Genomic DNA, 20,808 nt, shown 5'->3' with positions numbered 1-20,808 from the left:
GACCTCAAAAAGCTTTTGCATTACAATCCGCTTCTAACTTTTTGAGCGAACATACTATGACTGCGATTGGGATTGACTACGGTACATCAAATTCTGAGGTTGTGTATTTTGATGGAACGGCCCATCAGCACATCAAACTTGACCCGTTAGATAAGAAGGGCAATAAAATCCGTTCGTCGGTGTTCATCTATTTTGAAGATGAACTGCCGCCGCCTCCTGATGCCATGGTTGAGGCGAAAGTGGCGCAGTTACAGCGCGTTATCAGTGAGCAAATAGATAAGGCGAAGGACGGCTATTACTCGGCGAAAGATCCAAAAGAACAGGCGATGTACAGCGACCGTATCGACTCGCTGCGCGGCGATTTGCACAACAAGCCTGCTTTGCAGCGCAAAGCTATTGCACAATTGATGCATGCTATGTCGCTAGACGAAATACCTTTGCTGCGCTTAGTAGAGCACGGCAAGTTTGCGTTTGGTGAAGAAGGGTTTAGGCGCTTTCTTAAAATGCCGGACAAAGGCCGTCTTATTTATTCACCTAAGAACTTTTTAGGCGCATCGCTAGACGGCGACCAAAAACAAGCGTTCATCGGTATTATTGCTAAGCAGTTGGCGTACTTTAAACAGTGTGCAGAGCAACAGCTAGGCAAGGCTGTTAATAATGCAGTTATTGGCCGTCCTGTTAAGTTTCACGGCACCCGCGGTGAAGAAGGGAACGCGCAGGCCATTCAAATAATGACTGAAGCGGCGACGAAAGCTGGGTTCTCAGGGGTTAACTTCTTAGATGAACCTATCGCAGCGGCGTATAAAATTGAGCAAACCCTACCAAGGGATACCACTACGCTGATTGTCGATATTGGTGGGGGGACCACGGATATTTGCTGTATTAAGCTTTCTCCTGAGCGTTCCAATCAGCTTGATCGCAAAGAGGATGTTCTGTCGGTAACAGGCAGACGTTTAGGCGGTATGGATTGCGATAAAAGCTTGGTGCTTAAGGCTATTGCCCCAGAAATGGGAATGGGCCTTAAGATGATTAACGGGCTTCCTGTTCCTCCCACGTACTTCTCTGACATGTGTGCGGTTGATAACATTCCTGCTCTTACTCGCTTTTTCTCTGACGATTACGGGTTAGATATTTCTCAAACCATGTCTGTGATTAAAGAGCCAGCCCAACTAGAACGCTTGCTTATTGTTCAGGAGAACAAGTTGTCTGCCCGTGTGGTGAACTCGGCTCGATTAGCCAAGGAGCTACTGTCGAGCAAGCAGAACATCACCTTGCCGCTGCACTATATCGAAGATGATTTTGACGTGGAGATTTCGCAAGACTCGCTCAAAAAGGCGTTAAAACCTTGGCTTGATAAAGTGAAAGCGCTAGTGGTGGAATGCTTGGAAAACAGTAGTGAAAAGCCAGAAGTAGTGATGATCACAGGTGGTATGAGTTTATCGCCAATCGTGGTTGATGCGCTATATGAAAACCTACTTACCGGTTTACCTCGATTAGAGAATGACGCTTTCAACTCGGTGTGCGAAGGATTAGCTATTCAAGCGGCGAAACACGCGTAAAATCGCGCACTTTGTTTAGATAAGAAATGCTAAGCCTTAGCGTAGTAACCCATATTACGCTAAGGCTCTTTTGATCAGTGCTTAAGGATATTGTGTTCTTTTAGATAAATCGCGATGGCCTCAGGCGACTCGAAGGCTTTTAACAGCATTTCTTGTGCGCGTGCTTTCACATCATTGTCTTCTGATGATGACAGTAGGTGATACCATGTTTTCACTAAGGCTAATGGCGGCGTTTGGTTCATTAGTTGTCGCTCCAGCAATTCTTACTGCAAAAATACACAAAAATCATCGTAACGTATGATTTGCCAATACAAGCTCTGACCAGCATGGATAAACGTGTAAATAAACGTCAACGCGCACTTCTTACAAGCTGCTGTGTAAATTACACAGCAGCAAAATAAAAAACGGGTGCGCTTTACGCTAACGGATTTACTTCGTTACCGGCTCAAGCTTGTGTGAGCATGGGTTTCAGGAATCGACCTGTATGTGAAACTTCTTGTTGTGCCACATGCTCAGGTGTTCCCTCTGCAATAATCTGGCCACCTCCGGATCCACCTTCGGGTCCAAGGTCAACAATCCAGTCTGCGGTTTTAATCACATCTAGGTTATGCTCAATAACCACAACGGTATTACCGTGATCGCGCAGTCTGTGAAGGACAGCTAATAACTGTTTAATATCGTGGAAGTGCAACCCGGTGGTTGGCTCATCCAAGATATAGAGTGTTTGCCCAGTGTCTCTTTTTGACAACTCTTTCGCCAATTTCACGCGCTGCGCTTCACCACCTGATAACGTAGTGGCTGCTTGGCCTAGTCGAATGTATGACAAGCCTACGTCCATGAGGGTCTGCAATTTACGTGAAATAGCCGGAATAGCATCGAAGAACTGACGGGCATCTTCCACCGTCATTTCCAACACTTCGTGAATGTTCTTATCTTTGTACTTTATCTCAAGGGTTTCACGGTTATAGCGTTTGCCCTGACACACGTCACAAGGCACATACACGTCTGGCAAAAAGTGCATTTCCACTTTAATTACGCCGTCACCCTGACACGCCTCACATCGACCGCCTTTCACGTTAAAGCTAAAGCGGCCAGGCTTGTAACCCCGTGAACGCGACTCTTGTGTACCGGCGAACATTTCACGAATTGGAGTGAAAATGCCAGCGTAAGTCGCTGGGTTAGAGCGCGGTGTTCTGCCGATAGGGCTTTGATCTATATCGACCACTTTGTCGAGCTGATCTAATCCGGTCATCGACTTATGCGGTGCCGGTTCAGACGTGGTCGCCTTGTTCAGCTCGCGCTGCGCAATTTTGTAGAAGGTGTCATTAATCAGCGTTGATTTGCCCGAGCCCGATACACCCGTCACACAGGTCATTACACCGGTAGGTATACGCAAATCAACAGACTTCAAGTTGTTGCCGGTAGCGCCTAAAAGCTCTAGCCACTTGTCGTCTTTTACCGGCGTGCGTGTTGCGGGGATATCTATCTTCTCTCTACCGGATAAGTATTTTCCAGTAAGTGAGTGTTCACTGTTTTTGATATCTTCAAGCGAACCTTCGGCGATAATCTCACCACCATGCACACCCGCCCCCGGGCCGATATCTACAATGTAATCGGCTTCGCGAATGGCATCTTCGTCGTGCTCTACAACTAAAACTGTGTTACCCAGGTCGCGCAAATGCGTAAGCGTACCAAGTAAGCGTTCGTTATCCCGTTGATGAAGACCGATAGAGGGCTCATCCAGCACGTACATAACGCCCACTAAGCCTGCGCCAATTTGACTTGCCAGTCGAATGCGCTGAGCTTCACCGCCCGATAGGGTATCGGCGCTGCGCGACATAGAAAGATAGTTAAGACCTACGTTTACCAAGAAGCGCAAGCGGTCCATGATTTCTTTCAAAATCTTTTCAGCTATCTGAGCACGTTGGCCTTCAAGGTTGAGTGTCTCGAAAAAGCCGTACGCGTCAGCAATCGACATGTCAGCAATGGCTGGCAGGTTGGTGTCTTGTATAAATACATTACGTGCTTCAACACGCAGACGGGTGCCGTTACAGCTACTGCAGTGCTGCTGGCTTAAATATTTTGCTAGCTCTTCTCGCACCGAGTTTGACTCGGTCTCGCGATATCGACGCTCCATATTAGGGATAATGCCCTCAAATGGATGCTTACGCTCCATCACGTCGCCACGCTCGTTTATGTACTTAAACGAGAGCGACTTGCCTTTAGACCCGTAAAGCACAATGTCTTGGTGCTTTTTATCGAGCTCTTCAAATGGCGCGGTAAGGCTAAATTTATAATGGTCTGCTACTGCCTGTAGCATTTGAAAATAGTAATAGCTGCGCTTGTCCCATCCGCGAATAGCGCCGCCAGACAGACTCAATTCGGTATTGCCGACTACGCGTGCGGGGTCAAAGAACTGTCTTGTGCCTAAGCCGTCACAGGTAGGGCAGGCGCCCGCTGGGTTGTTAAATGAAAACAGGCGCGGCTCTAATTCACTGATGCTGTAACCACAGTGTGGGCAGGCGAAATTAGCAGAAAACACAATTTCTTCTGCGTCTTTATCGTCCATATCAGCCACAACCGCGTTACCGCCAGCAAGGCTCAGCGCCGTCTCGAACGATTCCGCTAAACGCAGCGCCATGTCATCGCGCACTTTAAAGCGGTCGACCACAACTTCGATGGTGTGCTTCTTGTGCAAATCGAGAGGCGGCGGATCGGATAGATCACACACTTCGCCGTCGATACGCGCGCGAATAAAGCCTTGAGCAGATAGGTTTTGCAGTGTCTTAACGTGCTCGCCTTTACGCTCTTTAACAATAGGTGCTAGCAGCATTAGCTTGCTGCCCTCGGGCATCGCTAATACTTTATCGACCATTTGGCTGACCGTTTGTGCATCTAGCGGCACATCGTGGTCAGGACAGCGTGGTGTACCCACTCGCGCGAACATTAAACGCAGATAGTCGTATATTTCAGTGATGGTACCCACCGTTGAACGGGGGTTATGCGATGTTGATTTCTGCTCAATGGATATTGCTGGTGATAAACCCTCAATATGATCAACATCTGGTTTTTCCATCATAGATAGAAACTGACGAGCATAGGCAGACAAAGACTCAACGTAACGACGCTGGCCTTCTGCATAAAGCGTGTCGAATGCAAGAGACGATTTACCCGAGCCAGAAAGGCCGGTTATCACCACCAGTTTGTCTCGTGGCAGTGTTAAATCGATGTTTTTCAAGTTGTGGGTGCGAGCACCGCGAATTTCGATTTTATCCATTGAAGCCTAAATGAGAGAAAAAGAATCAGTATGCCATAGGTGTCAAGTAAAGTGATATGACATTCAAGTTATACTGTAAGCGGAGTAAGCAGATCACCTCACGGACATAAGCTTACGATTAGATCTCGCTTATCGACATTGCAAAGTGGTGATTTTATCCCCACTTTTAAACCCCTATTAAGGCAAAAAGGCTAAATCGACCCATTGAGCGGGAGAAAACGCCAATTGTATTAATCGAATTTAAGGTAAGTGGGCGCAAGAGCAATTTATGCTACACTTCGCGACCTTATTCTTGATGCTGCAGAAACAAGTGTTCTCTGCGCGCTTTTACGTTTTTTTGATTTTATTTATTGAGGGAAAAAGACGCTTTGAACGCTTTGGAATTACGCGCCGCGCTTGCACTCGCCTCCGTTTACGTATTACGCATGATGGGGCTGTTCATGGTTATGCCCGTGTTGGCTGTAGCCGCAATGGACTACCCAGATTACTCGCCGCTGTTGGTAGGGCTTGCCGTGGGTGGATATGGCCTAACCCAAGCTACGTTGCAAATTCCTATGGGTATGATGTCTGACAAATGGGGGCGTAAACCCGTTATTTTGCTAGGGCTTGCTGTATTTGCATTAGGAAGCTTTGTCGCAGCAAACGCCGACAGTATGGCCATGATGATTGTTGGGCGTATTCTTCAAGGCGCTGGGGCAATTGCAGGAGCGATAATGGCGCTGGCTACGGATGTAAGCCGGGAAAGTCAGCGAGCCAAAGTGTTAGCTATCATAGGCATAGCCATTGGCTTTTCATTCTATTTAGCCGTTATTTTAGGACCTCTTATTGCGAACAGCTACGGGCTTGCAGGTGTGTTTGGTATTACTGGTATTCTGGCCATTCTTTGCATGCCGCTGGTTAAATGGGTAGTGCCAAACGGTGTGCAGCTGAGCAGTGGCGATACACTGCCACAAAAAGACCAGCTAAAGCGCTTAATCTTTTCTTCTCAGTTATGGCGTTTAAATATCAGCGTGATGATTCTACATATGATGATAACGCTGTTGTTTGTTCAACTGCCCGTAACGCTACTGAATTTTGATATGACGCTAGATAGTCACTGGACGGTTTACTTACCCGTTTTAGGCGCGTCAATTGTAGGTCTAATTATTATGATGGGGGCAGCAAGAGGCCGTACGCCTAAATCGCTCCTTGTAACCGGCGTTGTATTAATGGGCGGCGCGTTTTTGGCGCTGAGTTTAGAGGACCATAGCTGGTGGTGGGTTACCGCTGCCGTGGTGCTTTTCTTTACCGGCTTTAATTATTTGGAAGCGAATTTCCCTGCATTGGTGTCGAGCATTGCGCCTGCGGGACAAAAAGGAACGGCCATGGGTCTTTACGCTAGCTTTCAGTTCTTTGGCGCGTTTTTGGGTGGTGTAATTTCAGGCTTAGTTACCGATATTTGGTCGCAAGAACTAGCTTATGGCATCGGCGCTGCTAGCACTCTGCTTTGGCTTTTTATTATTCTTGGTGTTAAAGAAGTGAGTCGGGTAAAGCGCGTGATGATGAACGCAGAGTTTGATAGTTCAAATGTTTCTAGCATTGAAGCCGAGCTGCTGTTAGTGCCTGGTGTGTTGGAAGTGACATTAAACAGTCAAAATAACGCGGTATACCTGAAAGTTGATCGTGATTTTGATGCGGTAAAAGCGCGAGACGTATTGTCTGCATAGTTGCTTATCTCATTGCAACCATGAAAGGTTAGCATCACACTATTTTTGAAAAGGAAGCGAAGACCATGATTGACCTAAGCAGCTACAAAGCCATTATTTTTGATATGGATGGCACCTTGGTCGATTCAATGGGCGCGCATATTGATGCGTGGCAGCTTACGTGCGATGCGTTTGGCTACCCTTTTGACCGAGACTATCAATACAGTTTAGGTGGTGTTCCTACCTTTGAAACCGTACATCTTATGAATGCCAAGTATGGCAAAAACCACGATCCAGCAGAGGTTGCTTCATATAAAAAACAGGCTTTCGAAGGGCTAGATCATGTGCCAAGGCTTATTCAAGATACCCTTAACGTGTTTAATCACTATAAGGGAATTATGCCCATTGCAGTAGGTACGGGCTCAGATAGGCAGCACGCGCAAATGGTGTTAAATGAACACGGCTTGCTAGCCCAATTATCTGCGCTAGTTACAGCCGATGACGTAACTCGAGGTAAACCTCACCCTGAAACCTTTGTGCGTGCGGCAGAATTAATGGGTGTAGCACCACAGCATTGTGTGGTGTTTGAAGACACCGACATGGGCCGAAAAGCGGCGGTTGACGGCGGCATGGCGTGCTTTATGGTCGATAATGGGCGGCTTATCTACTAAATCTTACGCTGAGTAAGCCTTCGAGCTTAGCGCTAACGCTAAATCAATCGCGCTCACTCTATAATTTCTTTGGCTTATACCGCCTCTATTTCTCCGAGAGCATCGCTGCAATTATGCAGTAGTGAAGACTTAATGCGTTTGGTGGCATCATCTATGGCCGTTTTCATTGCATCAATGGCAATTTGATTGCTCTGTTCTTCGCTGATATTGGCATTCACATTCATGCTTTGCCCTCTAAAGGTTGTAGCAGGTGAGTACTCATCCGCATAGTCTGGCTTATACCTTACCTTAAGCACAACGGTGGCAACCATATTACTTCCCAAGCTTTTTATAAACGCTCGGTTTAATATCACTTTTACGCTGTTAGCTGCTTCAATATCTGGACTAACGTTCATATCCTCTAAGCTTTGTTGTAACAGCGTATAGAGCGTATCTTCCGTTACATTACTGTTCCCAACTAATAGGTCTTTGCTCGAACGTATATCGCTCAGTTCAGCTAAGTTTATAGGACAAGCTTTCGCTTTAGACATGGTTAGCTGATAGTCTTTTCTCTGCGATGCAGGAATTAATGATGAGTCAAGCTCGGGTGGCGTAGACTCGCAGGCAATAAGCAAGGGTAGGGCACAGCAGGCAACAATAAGTCGAGCTGGTGATGTAGCGTAAGACATGGAAAATGCTCTACTTTTCATTAAATTATTTTTGTTTTATGCAGATAAATTGTGCAAGTAATATTGTCTTTAGTATAAGAAAGTTTGTATCGCTAAGAAACAGAACAACTGTTGCAAACTGTTACAGCTTGTTTAGCATAGGTGTGGGACTGTTGATTTTGCTGAGCGAGTTTTTGCTCAGCGTCACAACCATTACACCTATATAATCTGAATAAAATTTCGCCATAACCATTCAACACGGACAGTTCTTTAATGATGAGCTTAAAAAACGCGGTAATCAGTGTAGCTGCAAGTGTGTCACTTATTGGGTGTGCAATTAACGTGTCCCCTTCGGCTTTTTTTTATCAAGACACTCAGCAAAAGCCCCTTGATACTACGAAGCTACACGCGGCAATTCAAAAAGACAAAACCTCAGCGGGCATAACCCGTGTTGAAGTTAAAAATGAAGCTGGGTTAACTTTGAGAGGCGTTGCTGTTTCTTACCCTGACCCTATTGTTAACATTGTTTTCTTTGCAGACAACCGTATGCCGGTAAGCGAAAACAACAGCGTTATTCATAGACTGGGTAAGTTGCCCGCTAATATATTGTGGCTCGATTATCAAGGAGTAGGAGCCAGTGATAAAGCGAAGGACTTAAGTATTAACGCTATTAAACAAGACGCGTTAACCCAGTTTGATTATGTAGAAAGTGCGTTTGACGCCTCAATTCCCACTATCGTTCACGGCCGAGGTATAGGCAGCTATTTCGCAAGCTATGTGGCTGCAAATAGAAAGATAGACGCTTTAGTATTAGACGGCGCTTTCAATAACATCTCTGATTTAATTGCCAACATGGTGCCAGGCTTCTCTAACTCATTCACAAACATGAAGCTTCACGATGAAGTTCATAGTATGCAAATAGCCCCAATCTTGCGTCACTATGAAGGACCACTATGGCTGGTGGTGGGTGAGGAAGACAAAATAACCCCTTACCCGATTAGTCAGCAGCTATTAGAAGATGCATCAAGTAGCGAGAAATACATTTCAGTTATTCCTGGTGCTACCCATAACGCTACGCTTAAAAGCGACTATGCTATTGAGCAGTACAAGCAATTTTTAGCAAGATTCACTCAGTAATAGAAACCTTACTCGTTGTGGATAAGTAGTGGAAAACCTTGTTGGTAAGTCTGTTAATAGCCATATAGAACAACAGATCACGATCTTTTCATGACTTTCTGGTCGGATCACGAAATGTCAGTTAAATCAAGCGCTGTAGAGCAACTGTGCTCGATCTTAATCTTTTTTGATCGTAAAGCTGTGCAGGATCAGGCAATTTTCTGTATTGGGGATAAAAATCTTAAGCAAAATGATCAAGCGTGTATTTTTGTCAATAGTTTCGTGTCATGAAATTTTTAGAATACGGTCGCTCAAGAATACACCGAATTACGATTAATCACTCACCAAACTGGCTTAGTAATGACTAAATAAAATACCCGCCAATGGCGGGGGTTCATTTTGCGTCCTATGAAAGCTATCGCAAATTAAGCGAAGGTTAAACCCTTACTACAGAATCTCGTTTAACTACCGTAGGTGTATATTTGAAGGTTAACCCTTCTTCTGGTTTACTCCCAGATGCATACTTTAACGCCAGCTCAGCCGCTTTCGCGGCCATCATTTCAACGGGATAACGCAGCGTGGTTAATTTGGGCCGACAGTACTTTGCTAACAGCACATCATCGTATCCCATCACAGAAACTTGTTCTGGAACTGAAATACCATGATCCTGCAGCATGGTCATAGCACCAGATGCCATAGCATCGTTATAAGCCAAAACAGCAGTGAATTTTGCACCAGTAGCAAGCAAGTTTTGCATTGCCAGTTCACCACCTTCCTGATCGGGCGTAGCATATTCAATCATGCTTTCAGGCAAGCTTAAATTCGCATTGTTAACCGCGTTTCTAATCCCTTCTAGGCGATGATTAGGATCGTCTATGCGATACTGACTGCTTATCACCGCGACATGTTCATGGCCTTGGTTGATGGCATATTCCGCCATAAGGCGACCACCGGTTACGTTATCAAGCCACACACAACGATTTGCTATTTCTGGTATATAGCGGTTAATTAATACAAAGCCTGGAACTTGGTTTGCAAAACCGATCAGGGTCTCGTCATCAAGTGCTTTGCTGTGCACTACCATGGCTTCTACTCGATGCTCTAGCAATGTTTCAATAGCGCGAAGTTCAGTCTCTTTTTCAATAGAGCCGGCACTTAATAAAATTTGAACGTTATTTTTGCGGGTAATGGACTCCACACCGTGGGCTAACATAGCGAAAAATGGGTCGTGGAGCTCAGCAATGACAACGCCTAAAGATGCGCTACGTTTGGTTACAAGTGCCCGCGCATTAGCGTTGGGACGATAACCCATTTCTTCCATGATTTTTTTGACACGCTTGCGAGTATCATTGCCCACTTTAGGACCATTATTAATAACTCTTGATACGGTCGCTAATGAAACGCCAGCGGCTTGGGCGATATCTTTTATTGTTGCCATTTTCTTTCAAACTTCGTTTTATTGCGTGGAGTGTCGATTGACCTGATTGCCATAGCGTACATTATATTTACAAAAAAAGATAAAATTCTAACGCTTAGCTTGTGGTGTCTTTCACGGGGCTGAGATGCATTAGAGAGATGAAGAGCGTTAGATTACCTAAGTGGTTTTACCTTCTATGATTGTTAATCAAACCGCTGTAAAAAAGAATGGAAAACGTATAACCTCCTAGACATTCTGAAAGATTGCATTATTCATTAATGTATAAAAAACGTGTGGTAGGTTGGAACGCGTCAGTTTACTAAGCACGTCTTAAGGTAAAAATTTTGTTATGAAAATAAATGTATCTGCATTTGGTGAAGTTGAAGGCGAAGTCGTAAACGCCTTTACGTTAACTAACGACAACGGCATGTCAGTTACCTTGCTTAACTACGGCGGAATTATTAAAGAAATTCACTTCCCAAATGCAGAAGGTGAATCGGTAAGTTGTGTCCAAACTTTCGAGACTCTACAAGACTATATAGATGACCCGAGCTATCGCGGTGCGATCGTAGGACGCTACGCAAACCGAATTGGACATGGCTCATTTGCGTTAAATGGAACAGAGTACACCTTAGATAAAAATGGCGGTGAACATAATCTACACGGCGGCCTAGCTGGGTTTCATAAGAAGGTTTGGGCGGCAAGCGTCCAAGAGACGACAGATATTGTGGCTGTAACATTTACCTTAACTAGTCCCGATGGGGAAGGTGGCTTTCCCGGTACTGTTAATGTAGAGGCATGCTATTCCCTTAATCAAAACAACGAGTTATCTCTTGTGATCACCGCAAACACAGACAAAGAAACCCCGCTTAGTTTCACGCAGCATGCTTACTTCACGTTGAGCAACGACCCGCAAGTGGGTAATACATTGCTACATATAGATGCTGACAAAGTCACGGACGCAGATAGCACCTTGCTGCCAACTGGAAAACTGGTCGAAGTTGCGAATACTCCCTTTGATTTCACGAAACCTACAGCAATAAAAGAAAGGGCAGAGCAATCTAATTCCCATCCATTATTTGATAGGGTGGGAGGCTACGACCACAACTATGTACTCCGTGATACGCCTGAGCATACCCCACAAGCAACCGTAAAGGCACTTGATACTGGTATTGCTATGTCGTTATTTACTAACTTGCCGGGTTTGCAGTTTTATACTGGCGGGTTGAAAACCGACGATCAGCTTGGTGCCTTGTGCTTAGAACCACAGCATTTCCCGGATGCACCCAATAAGCCCGAGTTTCCAAACTGTTTCGTAAAACCCGGGGAAACCTTCAAAGCAAGTATGCGATACAAGTTCAGCGCATAGAAATCGTTATGTAGTGACAAAAGAAAATTATTTGTTATCAATTTAACAATTAATTTTCTTTGTTACGCAATTGATAAACGTAGAAGCTTGCTATATCATTGTCAGGGTAAACGTTTAACCCTATTTGATGTTGCGCATTAGAGCGTAGCAGGCTAATTCAGAGAGAGTGATTATGGGAACCCCTTTCGACCCTACCAACGATCCACATCGCCGTTACAACCCTTTGTTGGGTGAGTGGGTGTTAGTGTCGCCTCACAGAGCGAAGCGCCCTTGGCAGGGAGCCTCAGAAGAGCCAAACAACGAACAAAAGCCATCTTACGACTCTACGTGTTATTTATGTCCAACAAACACCCGCGTGAATGGTGAAGTTAACCCTGATTACAAAGGTACGTTTGTTTTTCAAAACGATTTTGCCGCCCTTAAGCAAGATACAGAACAAGCCAGTGAGAAAAAGGGGCTGTTTCAGTTCGAAACTGAGCAAGGCTGCAGTCGTGTTATTTGTTTTTCCCCTGATCACAGCAAAACGTTACCTGAGCTTTCCGATGAAGAACGCGTAGACGTAGTCAACACGTGGAAAGCACAAACCGCTGAACTTGGTGAAATCTATCGCTGGGTACAAGTTTTTGAAAACAAAGGCTCAATGATGGGGTGTTCAAATCCTCACCCTCATGGTCAAGTATGGGCGCAGCAGCATGTGCCTACCGACCCAGCGAAAAAAGTCGTGCAGCTACAGCAATACTTTGGTGATAACGGCACGCCTATGCTGTTGGACTATGCCGAACAAGAAGTAGCGAAGCAAGAGCGAGTCGTGTGTCAAAATGATGATTGGGTTGTAGTTGTACCATACTGGGCCGCTTGGCCTTTTGAGACGCTACTGTTACCCAGATTTGACGTGCAATCTATGCACATGCTCTCGGATTCTCAGTCGCTATCTCTTGCTAAGATCATTGGCGAAATTACAGCGAAGTACGACAACTTATTTGAAACGTCTTTCCCATACTCTATGGGATGGCACAGTGCCCCATTTGATAGTGAAGCGCACCCTGAATGGACGCTACATGCGCATTTCTTCCCACCACTTCTGCGCTCAGCAAGTGTACGCAAGTTTATGGTTGGGTACGAAATGATGGCAGAGGCACAGCGAGATTTGACCCCTGAACAAGCGGCAGACAGATTAAAAGCACTATCCACAGTGCACTATAAGAAACGTGAGAATGCGAATGGATAATCAAGTACTTTCTTCTAATTTTGAAACGCATTACGGCGAGGCGCCAGCGTTAATCGCACATGCGCCGGGTCGAGTGAACATTATTGGTGAGCACACCGATTATAACGAAGGGTTCGTATTTCCGGCTGCAATCAACTTTGGAACGTGGGTTGCGGCAACAAAGCGCGCAGATAATGACATCGTGGTTACCGCGATGGATTACGAAAATCAGCAAAACCAGTTTTCGTTGTCAGACATTAACTATGACGAAGAACAAGGGTGGGCAAACTATGTTCGCGGCGTAGTGAAAGTACTTAAAGAGGCCATGCCAGATTTTGGCGGCGCTAACTTATTGGTTACGGGCAATGTGCCACAAGGTGCTGGGTTAAGCTCTTCGGCATCTTTTGAAGTGGCTATACTAAAAGCGTTAAGCGCGCTGTATGAGTTGCCCCTCGATGGCGTACAGGCTGCACTGTTAGGCCAGAAAGCAGAGAATACGTTCGTAGGCTGCTCATGCGGAATTATGGATCAGTTAATCTCTGCTATGGGTAATGAAGGCATGGCAATGCTGCTTGATTGCCAGTCGCTAGCCATTGAGCATTCACCACTACCAGACTCGCATCAAATCGTTATCATCAATTCGAATGTTAAACGTGGTTTGGTTGACAGTGAATACAACTTGCGTCGTCAGCAGTGTGAACAAGGCGCGTCGTTATTGGGTGTGTCATCGTTACGCGAAGCAACTATGGAAATGCTAGAAGGCGCTAAAGCACATATGCCAGAGGTGGTTTATCGCCGCGCGAAGCATATTGTTACCGAAAACGCTAGAACACTGGCAGCAAGCCAAGCATTAAAAGCTGGCGACATCGAAACGGTTAGTGAAGCCATGGCGCAATCTCACATCTCCATGCGTGATGACTTTGAAATTACCGTTCGCCCAATCGATTACTTGGTTGAGATCATTGGTGAAGTGCTGGGTAAATCGGGTGGTGTTCGCATGACTGGCGGTGGATTCGGCGGCTGCGTAGTGGCCCTTGTACCTACCGACAAAGTTGAAGCGGTGAAGCAAGTCGTGGCCGACAAGTACTCTGATGAAACAGGGTACAGTGCTGACATTTATGTGTGTACGGCTACACAGGGCGCGTTCGCTGTGTAAAGTTAATGAACGCTCTAAAACTACGGTTAATTGGTCAAGAGTATAACTTTTTTACTTGTCTAATCAAATCTAGTTTCCACCAAACCTTAAAGGTCAGCTTTATGAAAAAAAAGATTTAAATCTAGTTAAAAAAAGTAAACAAAATGTGATACTAATATGGGCTAGAACGGGTGTGGTTATTAGCGGCTTTGAGTTGCTATCAACAATCACTTGTTTGATTTAACGCGTTTTAAAAGACGTGATACTGGTGTGGCAAAAAACAATAGAATAATAAAAACAATTTTTCACCTGTGTACCCTGCATGACAATCGCCGCACCCAAAATAAGAACTTTGGGAAAAACTATGAAATTAGCATCAATAGATATCACGTTGTTCGTGGTATACGTCGTCGCGCTTGTCGGAATTGCGTGGTGGGTTTCTCGCGAAAAGCAGGGTCATCAAAAAGATACAAATGATTACTTTCTAGCGGGCTCAAGCTTGCCATGGTGGGCAATTGGCGCATCACTCATTGCCGCCAATATCTCAGCCGAACAAATCATCGGCATGTCGGGGTCAGGTTACCAGTTAGGGCTTGCCATTGCGTCTTATGAGTGGATGGCCGCCATTACGCTGCTTATTGTTGGCAAGTTCTTCTTACCTATCTTTCTTAAGCATAAAATTTACACCATGCCTCAATTTCTTGAGCAGCGATATGATCATCGCGTGCGCAAGGTAATGGCAATATTCTGGCTAGGTGTTTATGTTTTTGTAAACCTAACGGCTGTGCTGTGGTTAGGTGCATTGGCCATCAATACCATCGCGGGTGTTGATATGGTTTACGGCATGATGTTCTTAGGCCTTTTCTCGTTAACCTATTCACTTTACGGCGGTCTGAAAGCGGTAGCACTCACCGACATTATTCAAGTCGTGCTGTTGGTTATTGGTGGCTTGTTTCTGTCGTATACGGCGTTAAACCTAATCAGTGACGGCAATGGTGCCATCCAAGGTTTTGTTGACCTTACTAACAAGCTCCCTGAGAAATTCGACATGATTTTGTCAGAAGACAACCCGCACTATATGGACTTGCCGGGCATTTCTGTATTGATTGGCGGTATGTGGATCATGAACCTGTCGTATTGGGGCTTTAATCAGTACATCATTCAGCGCACGTTGGCGGCAAAGAGCGTTCAAGAAGCGCAAAAAGGTATTGCGTTTGCGGCTTTCCTAAAACTGCTAATGCCTTTAATTGTGGTATTGCCAGGGATTGCAGCAGTTCTAATTGTGCCAGACTTAGCTAAACCGGACCAAGCATACCCAAGCCTAATGACGCTGATGCCTGTTGGTCTTAAAGGTATTATCTTCGCAGCCTTGGTGGCGGCGATTGTGTCCTCGCTAGCGTCGATGACAAATAGCGTTTCTACTATTTTTACCATGGACCTTTATAAAGATAAGCGTCCAAACGAGTCGCAGCAGCATTATGTGAAAGTGGGTCGTATCGTAAGCTTTGTCGCGCTTATCATTGCTATGGTGGTGGCCAAGCCGCTGTTGGGTAATTTTGATCAAGCATTCCAGTATATCCAGGAATTCACGGGCTTCTTTACACCAGGTATCTGCGCATTGTTCGTTTTAGGTATGTTCTGGAAGAAAACCACAGCAAACGGTGGTCTATTGGCCGCATTAGGCTCATTTGTTTTAAGCATTGTGTTTAGACAATTCTGGCCTGAACTGCCGTTTATTGACCGTGTTGGTCTTGTGTTCCTGCTTTGTATTGCTTTAGCTGTGGTTGTTTCTCTGCTAGAGAAAAAAGGTGTCAGTGAAAACGCTGTCGACCTAAACGAAGTGCAGTTCAAAACCACAAGCGGATTTAATGTAGCATCTATCGCTGTAGTTATCCTTACAGCGGCGTTTTACATTACGTGGTGGTAGCAGACAAGGAAGGGCGTTTTTAATCGCAACGCCCTTGCTAAAATTAGCTAAAAACAACGCGAAAGTTCAGAAGACGCTGACAATAAATTTTGTTAAGTTCTAGAACGTGTTGCAGTTAGTAACGTAAACCTGTGGCGAAAAACTTCAATTTTCCCTCATAAAATACGGTATACTAACCGGCTAATATTCGATGAACTTTCGCGCTTGCTGATGTCTTATTAAGAAGAGTTATACAGCAAGCCACTAAAAACGTTACAGGAGACATCAATGGCAACGAAAGGCGTTAATAAGGTTATTCTTGTTGGAAACCTTGGCAATGATCCTGAAGTTAGATACATGCCTAACGGAAACGCCGTTGCGAACTTAAGCCTAGCAACTAGCGAAAGCTGGAAAGACCAACAGGGTCAGGTTCAAGAGCGCACTGAGTGGCACCGCCTTACAATGTACCGTCGCTTAGCAGAAATTGCCGGAGAGTACCTGAAAAAGGGCTCGCAAATTTATGTTGAAGGTAAATTGCAGACGCGTAAGTGGCAAGATCAACAAGGCCAAGATAGATACACCACTGAAATTATCGTAGACCAAATGCAAATGCTTGGTGGTCGCGGTGGTGAAGGTGGCGGCGGTAACGGTGGTTACCAACGTCCTCAAAACAACCAAGGTGGTTACAATCAAGCTCCAGCGCAGGGCGGCTATAACCAAGCGCCACAGCAAGGTGGTGGTCAGCAGGGCGGCTACAACTCAAACCAAGGTGGTGGCTACAATCAAGCGCCTCAGGGTGGCAATCAAGGTCAGCCAAAGAACCCACCAATGGCTGAGCCAGATTTTGACTTCGACGATGACATTCCGTTCTAAGCAAAAACAGTTCACGTGTTGAAAATATTCTAAGAGCCGCTTTAATAGCGGCTCTTTTTTTGAGCTAAGTTCGCCCAATTATGAGATTGGTGCCCGCCATTCTTCCCCCGATTACCTTAAAATAATTTCATCATATTCCCATTGTTGTTTTCCCATAAACGCGATGAGTGAGCTTTAAGAATTACGTGTAAAAGGTTGGGTTTTTGCAGTGTCAGTAGTAGTAACCTTGGTGGCTTTTGTTTTGTTGTGTCTTAAAAGCAGCGTGTTGTTTGCGCAAACAGACGGCGAATGTGAAGGGGAAAGCTGCGCCTCCAAAAAGCCTACAGTAGTATGGTTGCGACCACCCGAGCTTGGAATTGAAGGCAGTGGTGTCAGTATCACTTCAGGGCCGATCTATGACGTCATGGCGTACCTCTCTACACACCTGCATAACTACGACCACCAATTTGAAGCTTATCCGGTTAAACGCGCATGGTCGATGGTACAGCATCAACAATCCGCACAAAAAGTGTATTGTTTTTATGGCGCCGCTTACCAAGAAGAACGCGCTGAGTGGGGATATTACTCCCAGCCAACCTCTATAAACTTACCGCTACTCATTGTTGCAAGAAAAGCGCTTCAGCCTTCATTGAAAAATGAATTAGATACCGCGCAGTCTCAGCCAACGCAGGGGTATTTTGAGTCCATTTCTTTACGCGCTTTGCTTCAGCATAATTTGAGAACGGTACTCTACAACGATGTGAATAACGTATACGCCGATACTGTTGAGCAATGGGCTACAAAAAACAATGTGGTTCGTTTAAATGGGTTAGGCAAAGACTTAGGCATGCACACCATTGCCCTACTGGAAAGTGGAAGAATAGACTTTGGCTATGTAGGGCACCGCGAGCTTTCAGCATTACCAGAAGAAGAACTCGATGCGCTTAATGTTTATCAAATCAGTGAACTGTCCCAGCAGCTAAGAGGAACAAAGCGCTTACTGTGTTCTAAGAGTGAGCTAGACAGCGCGCTGACTCACATTACATCTACGCCTATGAAAAGCCAAACCTTAAGAGACATTAACTTTGTGGCAGATGGATACCCTTTATTTCTTAAACCGCTTTTTGATGAAAGGTGGAGTAAAGTTATGCTCAACGAATCATGTGATAGTGCGACTCATTTGGAGCTAAACAAAAATCTATAGTTCAGCGTGACTCACTAATCAGGTGAGTTAAAAAGTTATCCTACGTGACGCCAACCCAATCCGCTTTTCCAGTCATCGCGCCTGAATCATGGGTGTTCCCGTACTCCATTTCCAAACTCATCACTTTAGCAAGAGGTTGGAAATGGAGGAGATACGTACGGTAACTTAGCTTATTCCATCTTCACCAGTGCAATTTCACCCACTTCAATACCACGCCAACTGTTTTTAGGTGCGCGTTTGAGTGGTGGTAATATAAATTGAAGCCCTGTGATCTGGTGAATATCCAAAGGGGATTGCTCTTCAAATGGCCCCATAGTAACTGGCATAAATATAGGATACGCACGAGTTAATAAGGTCGCAGTGGGTTTTAGGGCCGAAACAGGGAGAATCAAGGTTTTCCATTCGTCACTTACAGTAAAATCAGTGCCGTAAGCCAGCCCATCGTTAGCAATAACGCCAAATTGCAACCTGTCGCTTTTGCCTAATGAACGAACGCGTAGTGCAATAGCGTCATATTCCTCTAAGGAACGATCTATCAAAGTGGCATTCTTAGGGAGATCCGTACGCAGTAATGGACCACCAGTCTGTAGGTTATCGTCAAAGACTTTGAGCGTCACTGTTTCGCCTTCCAATATGGCCGAAGAGGCCGGCCAGCTTACAGTGTTTTGCGGAGGTACAAACGTCTCTCTCGCTTCGCTTGGATCAAAGAGAAGTACAGGACTGCCTGCAGGTTGCAATAATGTGTGAAAGTAAGCGCTATTTAGGAAATCCCAATCCTGTGGTTTGCCAGGTTGGTTATCAGGGTAGGTTACTGTGATATCACCATCTGTAACGGTAAAGGCGTATTCCAATTTACCAGACAGTTTCCACATATCGTCGTTCTCTAGTGTGACGTGGTAAAGCCCTTTATCTTCTTGTTGCATTGGTAAGGTAACAAAGTCACTATGACCCTCATAACGTATATTTAAGGTAACAGTGGGGTTGGGTGTCACACTTTGTACCGCGGCAGTGAAGGTCAATGCCTCGCCAAGATTGCGCTGACGTTGGGGTTGGTGAGTCACGATGGTTTCACTTGGTTTGATTGGGGGTAAGTAATAGGCCGTGTCGATGTCACCTGAAGGCTTAGCCTCTGACGCAGATACCCAATATACCCCAGGCGCGACAGCGAAATTACCCCCTGAAGCCTGAGTTTGATAGTCGTTGCCTTCATTGATGCCAGTGACGACAAAGCGCTGGCCTAGACCAGGTAGAGAAAGGGTCATACTATTAGCTTTGACTGATAGGCGGCTCACTTCACGGTTCAGACTGGAGTTCTGATGAGGATCTTGCAAACTGATCACATCGGGAAATACCTCTAATCGCCATTGTTTGTCGCCCTGTTTATCTAAAAAGTAGGCGCCAGAGCCTGAGTAATTAACTAACTCAGATGAGCCAACCCCAGCAATGTGAGTGAGGCTATCGATATCTTTAGGGCTGCGAGTGGTGCTGTTTGTATAGTAAAACTGTTTAGTATCATCAAACACCGATAAATCAGTGAGGTAATCCAGCGTCGTATGATGAAACTGGTTACTTTGTGGGTACGCAGGTGCGTGATAGTCTTGGGGTAAAGTACGAAACTCTTCACCGGCAATCATCAGACTTATTGCTTTCGCTGGCGTATACAATAAGTTTAAGTAGTGCGTATTGTAGTCTGAGTTAGTGTCTGCAATTACTGCAGGGTCGTAAGCGAACTGAGTGGCCCATTGAAACCCCGCGTCGCGAAAGCTTCGTGCCATCGCGGGGTACGTTACGCTATTTGTAATATCCGCTGCGTCAAATTCGTAAATCATACGCGCTTTATTACTGCACCCACTGATATCGCTAAATGGGTTGGTATACGTTGAAACCGCAGGCAGTACATTGGTATTCAACGCACTGTATTTTAATAAACCAGTGGGATACCACTGATACGCGATACCATCTATTGACGTGTTACATACCGCTTTGGCAAAGTCTCTCTGGTCACCTTGTTCACTAATGTTATAGAACAAAGGCTTGGTAACACCTGCGTCTTTAACGGTTTTAATTAAGGTTTCGATATACGCCGCACTCTTTCGTGGGGCTAGGCGATGTTTGGGCTCATTAAAAAGCTCAAAGGCGATAATTTCAGGGTCGCTACCAAGGGGTTGCCCAGTGTAACGGTTTTTATGCGCCATAAACTGAGTCAGATAGCGCTGCTGGGCGGCAACAAGTGCAGGCTTTTCATTCATATCGTTTTTGCTGTAGCCCACTGCAAATCCAGGCTCAGCGGGATCTGGTTCGGGATAGCCCGTTCCCCACCATGCAATGGGAGTGATGATAGCGCGAATGCCATGCTCTTGAAGGCGCATCATCAGATAATCGAATAACTCAAGATATTCATTGTCGATGAGATTGCCTTCTTTATCGCTGATGGCTTTGTCCCATACGTGAATGCGATAAGCATTTAGCTTAAGCCGAGCCATATGGTCCACGTCTATATCGATAGCGGCTTTGTGATCGATTCCACGCCGAGCGATAGCGCGATAACCATAGGCAAACGGTGCACTGTAGTTGGCACCAAACAAGTAGACTGGGTCGCCGTTGTCCCATAACAACCGACCGTTTTCTACTGTCACGGGGGTAGGGGGTAACGTGGTATTGGTCAAACTTACTGCGCTACTTGAGCCTGCTGTAGTTAAGCTCATAGTAGCCAAAACGATTGAGGTTACGAATATTTTTGAGAACATCTTAACTTTCCTACCA

At 45.5% G+C, this 20,808-nt stretch carries 15 protein-coding genes; 10 read left to right on the top strand and 5 right to left on the bottom strand.

Translation table 11 applies throughout. The annotated features are described in order from the left end of the window. Positions 1 to 56: 56 nt before the first annotated feature. A complete protein-coding gene (locus ACX5KA_RS07360; protein WP_039226858.1) occupies positions 57 to 1,559 on the top strand; it encodes an Hsp70 family protein in 1,503 nt (500 codons plus the stop codon). A 74-nt stretch (positions 1,560 to 1,633) separates the two neighbouring features. Here ACX5KA_RS07360 and ACX5KA_RS07355 read toward each other — a convergent pair whose 3' ends face one another. Next, entirely contained in the window at positions 1,634 to 1,801 is a 168-nt protein-coding gene (locus ACX5KA_RS07355) for a hypothetical protein (protein ID WP_012516741.1), read from the bottom strand. Positions 1,802 to 2,004: 203 nt separating this feature from the next. Then, positions 2,005 to 4,836, bottom strand: a complete 2,832-nt coding sequence (gene uvrA, locus ACX5KA_RS07350) for an excinuclease ABC subunit UvrA (protein ID WP_049587075.1) — start codon at positions 4,834 to 4,836, stop codon at positions 2,005 to 2,007. A 368-nt stretch (positions 4,837 to 5,204) separates the two neighbouring features. Here uvrA and ACX5KA_RS07345 point away from each other — a divergent pair, with 368 nt between their 5' ends. Both ACX5KA_RS07345 and ACX5KA_RS07340 read left to right on the top strand, forming a co-directional pair. Then, on the top strand, positions 5,205 to 6,542 hold the full coding sequence (locus ACX5KA_RS07345; protein ID WP_458730781.1) for an MFS transporter: 1,338 nt from the start codon (positions 5,205 to 5,207) through the stop codon (positions 6,540 to 6,542). 65 nt (positions 6,543 to 6,607) lie between these two features. Next, on the top strand, positions 6,608 to 7,192 hold the full coding sequence (locus tag ACX5KA_RS07340; protein ID WP_039220922.1) for an HAD family hydrolase: 585 nt from the start codon (positions 6,608 to 6,610) through the stop codon (positions 7,190 to 7,192). A 74-nt stretch (positions 7,193 to 7,266) separates the two neighbouring features. On the opposite strand, the gene ACX5KA_RS07335 is transcribed toward ACX5KA_RS07340, so the two are convergent. Then, a complete protein-coding gene (locus ACX5KA_RS07335; protein ID WP_458730780.1) occupies positions 7,267 to 7,860 on the bottom strand; it encodes a hypothetical protein in 594 nt (197 codons plus the stop codon). A gap of 252 nt (positions 7,861 to 8,112) precedes the next feature. Here ACX5KA_RS07335 and ACX5KA_RS07330 point away from each other — a divergent pair, with 252 nt between their 5' ends. Further along, complete coding sequence (locus ACX5KA_RS07330) at positions 8,113 to 8,976, top strand: alpha/beta hydrolase family protein (RefSeq protein ID WP_202941633.1); 864 nt, start codon at positions 8,113 to 8,115, stop codon at positions 8,974 to 8,976. Positions 8,977 to 9,391: 415 nt separating this feature from the next. On the opposite strand, the gene ACX5KA_RS07325 is transcribed toward ACX5KA_RS07330, so the two are convergent. After that, the gene (locus ACX5KA_RS07325; RefSeq protein WP_039217407.1) at positions 9,392 to 10,393 is read right to left on the bottom strand and encodes a LacI family DNA-binding transcriptional regulator; all 1,002 of its coding nucleotides are present in this window, start codon (positions 10,391 to 10,393) and stop codon (positions 9,392 to 9,394) included. A 328-nt stretch (positions 10,394 to 10,721) separates the two neighbouring features. Here ACX5KA_RS07325 and ACX5KA_RS07320 point away from each other — a divergent pair, with 328 nt between their 5' ends. The 6 genes from ACX5KA_RS07320 (at position 10,722) to ACX5KA_RS07295 (ending at position 18,045) form a co-directional block, all read left to right on the top strand. Continuing rightward, on the top strand, positions 10,722 to 11,741 hold the full coding sequence (locus tag ACX5KA_RS07320; RefSeq protein WP_202941634.1) for an aldose epimerase family protein: 1,020 nt from the start codon (positions 10,722 to 10,724) through the stop codon (positions 11,739 to 11,741). A 172-nt stretch (positions 11,742 to 11,913) separates the two neighbouring features. Beyond that, the gene (locus ACX5KA_RS07315; protein ID WP_283649048.1) at positions 11,914 to 12,969 is read left to right on the top strand and encodes a UDP-glucose--hexose-1-phosphate uridylyltransferase; all 1,056 of its coding nucleotides are present in this window, start codon (positions 11,914 to 11,916) and stop codon (positions 12,967 to 12,969) included. Then, the gene (gene galK, locus ACX5KA_RS07310; protein ID WP_061093966.1) at positions 12,962 to 14,104 is read left to right on the top strand and encodes a galactokinase; all 1,143 of its coding nucleotides are present in this window, start codon (positions 12,962 to 12,964) and stop codon (positions 14,102 to 14,104) included. The genes ACX5KA_RS07315 and galK overlap by 8 nt, the downstream gene beginning before the upstream one ends. A 343-nt stretch (positions 14,105 to 14,447) precedes the next feature. Next, positions 14,448 to 16,010 carry a sodium/sugar symporter gene (locus ACX5KA_RS07305; protein WP_342326046.1) on the top strand — a complete coding sequence of 521 codons (1,563 nt, stop codon included), beginning with the start codon at positions 14,448 to 14,450 and terminating at the stop codon, positions 16,008 to 16,010. Between the two features lie 267 nt (positions 16,011 to 16,277). Next, complete coding sequence (locus ACX5KA_RS07300; protein ID WP_039217393.1) at positions 16,278 to 16,862, top strand: single-stranded DNA-binding protein; 585 nt, start codon at positions 16,278 to 16,280, stop codon at positions 16,860 to 16,862. 208 nt (positions 16,863 to 17,070) lie between these two features. Beyond that, the gene (locus tag ACX5KA_RS07295; RefSeq protein WP_458730779.1) at positions 17,071 to 18,045 is read left to right on the top strand and encodes a hypothetical protein; all 975 of its coding nucleotides are present in this window, start codon (positions 17,071 to 17,073) and stop codon (positions 18,043 to 18,045) included. A 170-nt stretch (positions 18,046 to 18,215) separates the two neighbouring features. Here ACX5KA_RS07295 and ACX5KA_RS07290 read toward each other — a convergent pair whose 3' ends face one another. Continuing rightward, positions 18,216 to 20,792, bottom strand: coding sequence for a hypothetical protein (locus ACX5KA_RS07290; protein WP_458730778.1), 2,577 nt, complete (start codon positions 20,790 to 20,792; stop codon positions 18,216 to 18,218). Positions 20,793 to 20,808 lie beyond the last annotated feature (16 nt).

This window comes from Alteromonas alvinellae (genome assembly GCF_902705805.1).
Note: the sequence above shows the minus strand (reverse complement) of the source record. Positions and strands in the feature narration are given on the sequence as shown.